The organism is Gordonia sp. 852002-51296_SCH5728562-b (genome assembly GCF_001665475.1).
In the GTDB taxonomy this organism is placed as follows: domain Bacteria; phylum Actinomycetota; class Actinomycetes; order Mycobacteriales; family Mycobacteriaceae; genus Gordonia; species Gordonia sputi.
Window position 1 is genome coordinate 24,165 of the sequence record NZ_LZMI01000100.1, and the last position, 6,712, is coordinate 30,876.

Here is a 6,712-nt window from a genome sequence, read left to right on the forward strand (position 1 = left end):
CGAAGAACGAGAAGAGCACACATGGGCGGCACGGTTCACGTCATCGATCACCCGCTGGTCGAACACAAACTGACGTTGATGCGTCAGAAAGAGACCTCTACCAACGACTTCCGACGCCTCCTCGACGAGATCTCGACTCTGATGGCCTACGACGTCCTCGCCGACATCCCGATGCACGAGATCAAGGTCGAGACACCGATGGAGGTGACGACGGGACGAGTGATCGACGGCAAGAAGCTCGTCTTCGCGTCGATCCTGCGCGCCGGGACGTCGATCGCGGACGGCATGTTGAGCGTGGTGCCGGGCGCACGCATCGGTCACATCGGGCTGTATCGAGATCCGAAGACGCACATCGCTGTCGAGTACTACTTCAAGATGCCCAAGGAACTCGCCGAACGTGACGTCGTCATCGTCGACCCACTCCTGGCGACAGGCCACTCTGCGGTCGCGGCGGTCGACCGGCTGAAGGAATATCAGCCGCGCTCGATCCGATTCGTCTGCCTCCTCACCTGTCCCGAAGGACTCGCCGCGCTCCACGACGCACACCCCGACGTCCCCGTCTACACGGCCGCGGTGGACCGCGAACTCAACGACGACGGGTACATCCTTCCCGGCCTCGGCGACGCAGGCGACCGGATCTTCGGAACGCAGTAGGCACACCCACTCGCCGCAGGGTGCCCACCGCGCGGCGCCCTGCGTTGGGGACAATAGCCACATGCAGGCTTCCGCGATAGGCGCGTCGCTCGAACGCCATCAGGTCGCCGTGTACCTGTGCGCGTTCGCTCTCGGTGGCCTTGTCGGGGCGGCGGTGCCGGAGATCGGCAGTGCCGCAGAGTATCTGGTGACGCCGGCGCTGGCAGCACTGTTGTTCTTGACCTTCCTGCAGGTCCCCGTATCCGGGTTGGCGACGGTGTGGCGTGACTGGCGTTTTCTGAGTGCGGTACTCATCGTCAACTTCGTGGCCGTGCCCGTGGTGGTGGCGCTGTTGACCCTGGTGATGCCGGAGTCCGATCCCGTTCGCCTCGGGATGTTGATCGTCTTGCTCTGTCCGTGCGTCGACTACGTGATCGTGTTCAGCGGACTCGCCGGGGCCCGCAGCGACCGACTGCTTGCAGCGACCCCACTGTTGCTGATCGCCCAATTCCTTTTGCTGCCGGCCTATCTCGCGCTCCTCGGGGGCGGCGCCTCCCTCGGCACAATCGACCCTGCGCCGTTTGTGTCGGCGTTCGTCTTCCTGATCGTCATTCCGCTGGTGTGCGCCTGGGGGGTTCAGTTGTGGACACGCAACAGTGCACCGCGCGAATCGCTGATCCGTCGACTCGACGTCGCCATGGTGCCGATGATGGCGCTGGTTCTGGCGCTGGTGGCTGCGTCGCAGGTGGCGCGCCTCGGATCAGATCTCTCGACGGTGGCCGGCGCGCTGTGGATCTACGTCGTGTTCCTGGTGCTGATGCCGTTGATCGGGTGGGCTGTGGGCCGACTCCTCGGTCTCGACACCGGATCGACGCGTGCCGTCTCCTTCTCCGGGGCGACACGAAACTCGTTGGTGGTCTTGCCCCTTGCCCTGTCGCTGGACGAAGGAGCCGACCTCGCGGCAACCGCGGTGGTGGCCCAGACGGCCGTCGAACTGATTGGGATGGTGGTGTTCGTGCAGCTCATCCCGCGGATGATTCGCGACCGCTGACCAGACCCCGCTATTTGTGCGGCACGTCGGCGGACAGCCCGCCGTCCATGACGAATTCAGCGCCGGTCGCATACGACGACTCGTCGCTGGCGAGGAAGACCACGAAGGTCGACACCTCGCTGGAGTCGGCCGCACGGCCGAGAGGCACCTTGACCATGTCCTCGGGCAGACCCTCCGTCATCGGAGTCCTGATGAGACCGGGGTGGATCGAGTTGACCCGCACGTTGTGCGGCGCAAGTTCGAGAGCGGCCGACTTCGCCAGGCCGCGCACACCCCACTTCGACGCGACGTATCCATGTGCCCACGGACTTCCACGCAGACCTTCCACGGACGACACGTTGATGATGGATCCGCCGCCGGCAGCGATCATCGGGTCGGCCACCGACTGGATTCCGAGGAACGTTCCCGTCAGGTTGACGTCGATGATCTGTTTCCACTTGTCGAGGCGGAACTTCTGAACCGTCGACCCGTTGACGATGCCCGCGTTGTTCACCAGAACGTTGACTTTGCCGAAGTCGTCGATCGCGGCTGCCACTGCGGCCTGCCAATCCTCCGGCGACGTGACGTCGAGGTGCACGTAGCGCGCGGAGTCTCCGATCGCAGCGGCGAGCGCTTTGCCCTCGTCGTCGAGAATGTCGCCGATCACGACCTTTCCACCCTCGGCGACGAGTGCCCTCGCATGCTCTGCACCCATCCCGCGGGCACCACCGGTAATGATCGCAACCTTGCCGTCCACACGTCCCATGGCGACACACGGTACCTGGTCGGAGGCCAAATGAGAACACGTTCTACCCATCTGCGTCGTTCCGTGTTCTACTGATATGGACACGAGTCCGGACAGATGTTCACTCGTGTTCACCCCTGACAGCTGTTCACCGCAGCAAGGAGGCTTCGGCACATGTCGATCAGCGTGGCCCTCGTCGGCACCGGGAACGCGGGGAGGCTCGCACTGACCCAACTCATCGACGACGACCGTTTCGAACTCGTCGGTGTCTGCGTGAACAATCCCGACAAGGTCGGCGTCGACGCGGGAATCCTGGCCGGAAGTGACAGCGCCACGGGCGTCCTCGCCGTCGACGATCTCGGCGCGATCGTCGGACGCTCACCTGATGTCGTCGTCTACTGCGCCATGGGTGACACGCGCCCGATCGACGCGTTCAACGACATCCTCATGATCGTGTCCGCGGGTATCGACGTCGTCGGTTCGGCACCGGGCGGACTGCAGTATCCCTGGGGCGTCATGCCCGACAAGGCGATCGCCAAGCTCGAGAAGACCGCGCACGACAACAACGCGAGCGTATTCATCACCGGCGTCGACCCCGGATTCGCCAACGACCTCATCCCGTTCGTCTTCGCAGGAACCTGTCAGCGGATCGAGCAGATCCGATGCATGGAGATCGCCGACTACGCGACCTACGACGGCGCCGAGGTGATGTTCGACGTGATGGGCTTCGGCAAACCACTCGACGAGACGCCCATGCTCTTCCTCCCCGGAATCCTCGGACTCGCGTGGGGCACGACGATGCGGATCCTCGCCGCCGGGCTCGGCATCACCATCGACAAGGTCATCGAGCATCACGAAAGCGAGCCCGCGCCAGAGGAATTCGAGATCGCAGCGGGAGTCGTCGAGAAGGGCACCCGGGCAGCGGTGCGTTTCGAGATCATCGGCATGTCCGGCGAGCGCGAAGCCGTCGTGATCGAACACGTCACGCGACTGCGCGACGATCTCCGACCCGACTGGGCGAGGCCTTCGCAACCAGGTGGATGCTATCGGGTCGAGATCGTCGGCGAACCGTCGTACCGCGTCGACATCATGCCGACGAGCGCGAAGGGCGATCACAACCACGCCGCCATCGTGGCCGCCATGGGACGCATCGTGAACGCGATCCCGGCCGTCCACGACGCACCCGCAGGTATCCGCACCACCCTCGACCTCCCGCTGGTGACCGGCAACGGTGTGTTCGCCGGTGCAGGCGCCCCGACCGGGGAGGTTGGCCTCCGGTAAGTTGACCCCCATGAGCGAGCAGACCGTCAGTGACCGTGAATGGAAGGCCTTCGAGGTCGATGTGGCCGACCAGGTCGCCGAAGTGCGTCTCACCGGCCCCGGCAAGGGCAATGCGATGGGACCCGACTTCTGGCGTGAACTTCCCGACATCATCGAAGCGCTCGACGCCGACGACGAGGTTCGCGCGATCATCGTCACCGGGTCGGGCAAGAATTTCTCCTACGGACTCGACCTTCCCGCGATGTCCGGAGCACTCGGCCCCGCGTTGGCCGACAATGCAAAAGCCAAGCCACGCACCGACTTCCATAACACAATCATCGACATGCAGCGTGCGATCAACGCCGTTGCCGACTCTCGTACTCCCGTCGTCGCGTCCGTCAGCGGTTGGTGCATCGGTGGCGGAGTCGACCTGATCACCGCAGCCGACATCCGCTATGCGAGTGCCGATGCCAAGTTCAGCGTCCGCGAGGTGCGAGTCGGCATGGTCGCCGACATGGGTAGCCTCGCCCGGCTCCCCGCGATCATCGGCGACGGTCACCTGCGCGAGCTTGCTCTCACCGGTAAGGACATCGACGCGCAAAGGGCCGCCACGATAGGGCTCATCAACGAGGTCACAGAGACCCCCGAGGAGTCCCTCGCTCTCGCACGAACGACGGCCAAGCAGATCGCCGCCAATCCTCCGCTCGTCGTCAAGGGCGTCAAAGCCGTTCTCGATCACACCCGTTCAGCCGCAGTCGCCGACAACCTCCGGTACGTGGCCGTCTGGAACGCGGCGTTCCTGCCTAGCAACGACCTCACCGAGGCGATCACTGCGGTCTTCGAGAAGCGCGACCCGAAGTTCACCGGCTCCTGACGTCACGCCACACCATCACTGATTCGTGGTCCGGTCTTCTCGTTTGTCTGTGACGAGCGAGAAGACCGGAATCCTTCTGTCTGTGCGCTTTTCGTAGAGGTCGAAGTTCGGCCAGGTCGCACGCAGTATCTGCCAGGCCTGGACGCGCTCGTCGCCGTCGAGTTCGCGCACCGACGCCACCGATGTCAGCCCCTCGTGACGCACCTTGACCGTGTCCGTGGCACGCAGGTTGTAGACCCACTGCGGCATATCGGGTCCACCGAAATACGAACCCGCAATGAACCAGCCGGTATCGGTGGGTGCTGCGAGCAGCGCCGTGGCACGCTCGACGCCGCTGCGGCGTCCGCGCACAATCACCGTGATGTGCGGGAGGCCCGCGATATCGAGTAGGCCATAGCGCTGGCGCGTCACCGCCGCAATCGCCTTGTCGCACTTCACAATCTGTGGAAGATACTTCGGCATCCAGGGGATGGAACCGATCTTGATCGCCAGCGGAGTCAACAGGCCCATGCGGCCAGTGTTCCATGTGGTCGGTTCATCGCTTCACGCCCTGTCAAGATCGATGTACACAGCTGTGGAAGCGGATCTGACCGTCTCGCCCGATCGAGACCACGATGACACGCATGAACCACGACAACATTTCTGCCCCCAACTCCGACGATCCCTTCGGCGCACCCGACAGCGGACCGATCCCAGACAGCGAGCCGATTCCCGATATCAAGACCGCGAAGCTGCCATTCGACAGCACCGAGGCGTTGCGCCAACGCTGGCGCGCCCTCATGGGTCCGCTCGGTTTCAGCGAACCTTGCCTCTGGATCGGATTCATCGACCATGATCGCCTGGTCCCCGGGGCACTGCCACGCATGACACTGCCGACCGTGCCCGACGCGCATCTCATCGACACATTGGTGACCCAGCTCCGCACGGTGACCGACGACGACGGGCATCTGTCGCTCGCGTTCTTGCTCACGCGCCCCGGTTCGGACGGAATCACCGCACGCGATCTCGGCTGGTGCCGGCTCCTCGCGAGTGCTGCACAACGCTTCGGCGTGCCCATTCTTCCGATCCACCGCGCCAACGACGTTGCCCTCGAGACCATCCCGATCCCCATCGAACGCGCCGCGTGAGCGGGTAGTTTCGGACCGGGAGGTGCCATGACAACCGGACCGGGAAAGCGTCGCGTCAGCATTGATGGCGGACAAAGCGGCGCACGCGTGCGTATCGCCGTCGACGGTACGACGACCGACCACGACGACGGTCCGATCTTCACGTCGCGACCGGTCGTCGAGCAGGTCGCCGAGATCGCACGCCGTGCGCTCGCCGACATGCCGATTTGCGCGACGACCCTCACCGCGGGAGTGTCCGGGCTGACCCCCGATCAGTCACGCCCCGAGGGATTGCTGGCACTCACGGCCGATCTCGGCGTCGACTCGGTGTTCCTGGTTCATGATTCGGTGTCGGCGTATCTCGGCGCCAACTGGTTCGACCACGGAGTCGTCACGGCGGTCGGAACCGGAGTGGTGACACTGGGTGTCGGTGAGCTCGGTACGGCGCGGATCGACGGGTGGGGTCACCTTCTCGGTGACGCGGGCAGCGCCTACTGGATCGGCCGCGCCGGACTCGACGCCGCGCTGCGTTCGTTCGACGGGCGCAGCGGCACTACCTCGCTGGAACGAGCGGCCGTCGACGAGTTCGGTCCGCTCCCCGAGTTGTACATGCGAATGCAGGCCGCGCCTGACCACGTCGCGTCGATCGCGGGGTTCGCCCGGATCGTCGGCCGGGAAGCCGACGGCGGCGACGGCATCGCAGTGGACATTCTCCGCGACGCAGCCGCAGAGCTGGCAACGTCGGTGATAGCGGCACTGCGTCGTTCCGGATGGCACGAAGGCGATGCCGCCCGCGTGAGCTGGATGGGGGCGGTGCTCACCCGCAACGACATGCTTCGAACATTCCTCAGCGACGAGATCAGCACGCGCGCACGGGGAGCCGTCGTCCAAGCGCCGCTGGGCACGTCGCTCGACGGCGTCGAAAGAGTCGCCGATACTCCGCCGGGGCACCCACTCGACATCGAGATCTACCGAGCAGGCTGACAAGGCGGGGGGGGGGGGGGGGGGGGGGGGGGGGGGGGCGGGGGGGGGGGGGGGGGGGGGGGGGGGGGGGGGGGGGGGGG

8 protein-coding genes are annotated in these 6,712 nt (G+C 65.1%); 6 read left to right on the forward strand and 2 right to left on the reverse strand.

Annotated elements, in window-relative coordinates:
* Positions 1-21: 21 nt before the first annotated feature.
* A complete protein-coding gene (gene upp / locus A5766_RS17440) occupies positions 22-654 on the forward strand; it encodes a uracil phosphoribosyltransferase (RefSeq protein WP_049700665.1) in 633 nt (210 codons plus the stop codon).
* 61 nt (positions 655-715) lie between these two features.
* Positions 716-1,684 (forward strand): bile acid:sodium symporter, encoded by a 969-nt coding sequence (locus tag A5766_RS17445; RefSeq protein ID WP_064861353.1) that lies wholly within the window; start codon positions 716-718, stop codon positions 1,682-1,684.
* 10 nt (positions 1,685-1,694) lie between these two features.
* Here the strand turns inward: A5766_RS17445 and A5766_RS17450 are convergent, their stop codons facing one another.
* Complete coding sequence (locus A5766_RS17450; protein WP_005206781.1) at positions 1,695-2,429, reverse strand: glucose 1-dehydrogenase; 735 nt, start codon at positions 2,427-2,429, stop codon at positions 1,695-1,697.
* A gap of 153 nt (positions 2,430-2,582) precedes the next feature.
* On the opposite strand from A5766_RS17450, the gene A5766_RS17455 reads away from it, so the two are divergent.
* Both A5766_RS17455 and A5766_RS17460 read left to right on the forward strand, forming a co-directional pair.
* On the forward strand, positions 2,583-3,689 hold the full coding sequence (locus tag A5766_RS17455; RefSeq protein WP_064861354.1) for an NAD(P)H-dependent amine dehydrogenase family protein: 1,107 nt from the start codon (positions 2,583-2,585) through the stop codon (positions 3,687-3,689).
* Between the two features lie 10 nt (positions 3,690-3,699).
* Positions 3,700-4,542 (forward strand): crotonase/enoyl-CoA hydratase family protein, encoded by an 843-nt coding sequence (locus A5766_RS17460; protein ID WP_064861355.1) that lies wholly within the window; start codon positions 3,700-3,702, stop codon positions 4,540-4,542.
* A gap of 15 nt (positions 4,543-4,557) precedes the next feature.
* On the opposite strand, the gene A5766_RS17465 is transcribed toward A5766_RS17460, so the two are convergent.
* The gene (locus tag A5766_RS17465; RefSeq protein WP_064861356.1) at positions 4,558-5,052 is read right to left on the reverse strand and encodes a nitroreductase family deazaflavin-dependent oxidoreductase; all 495 of its coding nucleotides are present in this window, start codon (positions 5,050-5,052) and stop codon (positions 4,558-4,560) included.
* Between the two features lie 113 nt (positions 5,053-5,165).
* Here A5766_RS17465 and A5766_RS17470 point away from each other — a divergent pair, with 113 nt between their 5' ends.
* Entirely contained in the window at positions 5,166-5,669 is a 504-nt protein-coding gene (locus tag A5766_RS17470) for a hypothetical protein (RefSeq protein ID WP_082933494.1), read from the forward strand.
* A 27-nt stretch (positions 5,670-5,696) separates the two neighbouring features.
* Complete coding sequence (locus A5766_RS17475) at positions 5,697-6,632, forward strand: BadF/BadG/BcrA/BcrD ATPase family protein (RefSeq protein WP_064861358.1); 936 nt, start codon at positions 5,697-5,699, stop codon at positions 6,630-6,632.
* Positions 6,633-6,712 lie beyond the last annotated feature (80 nt).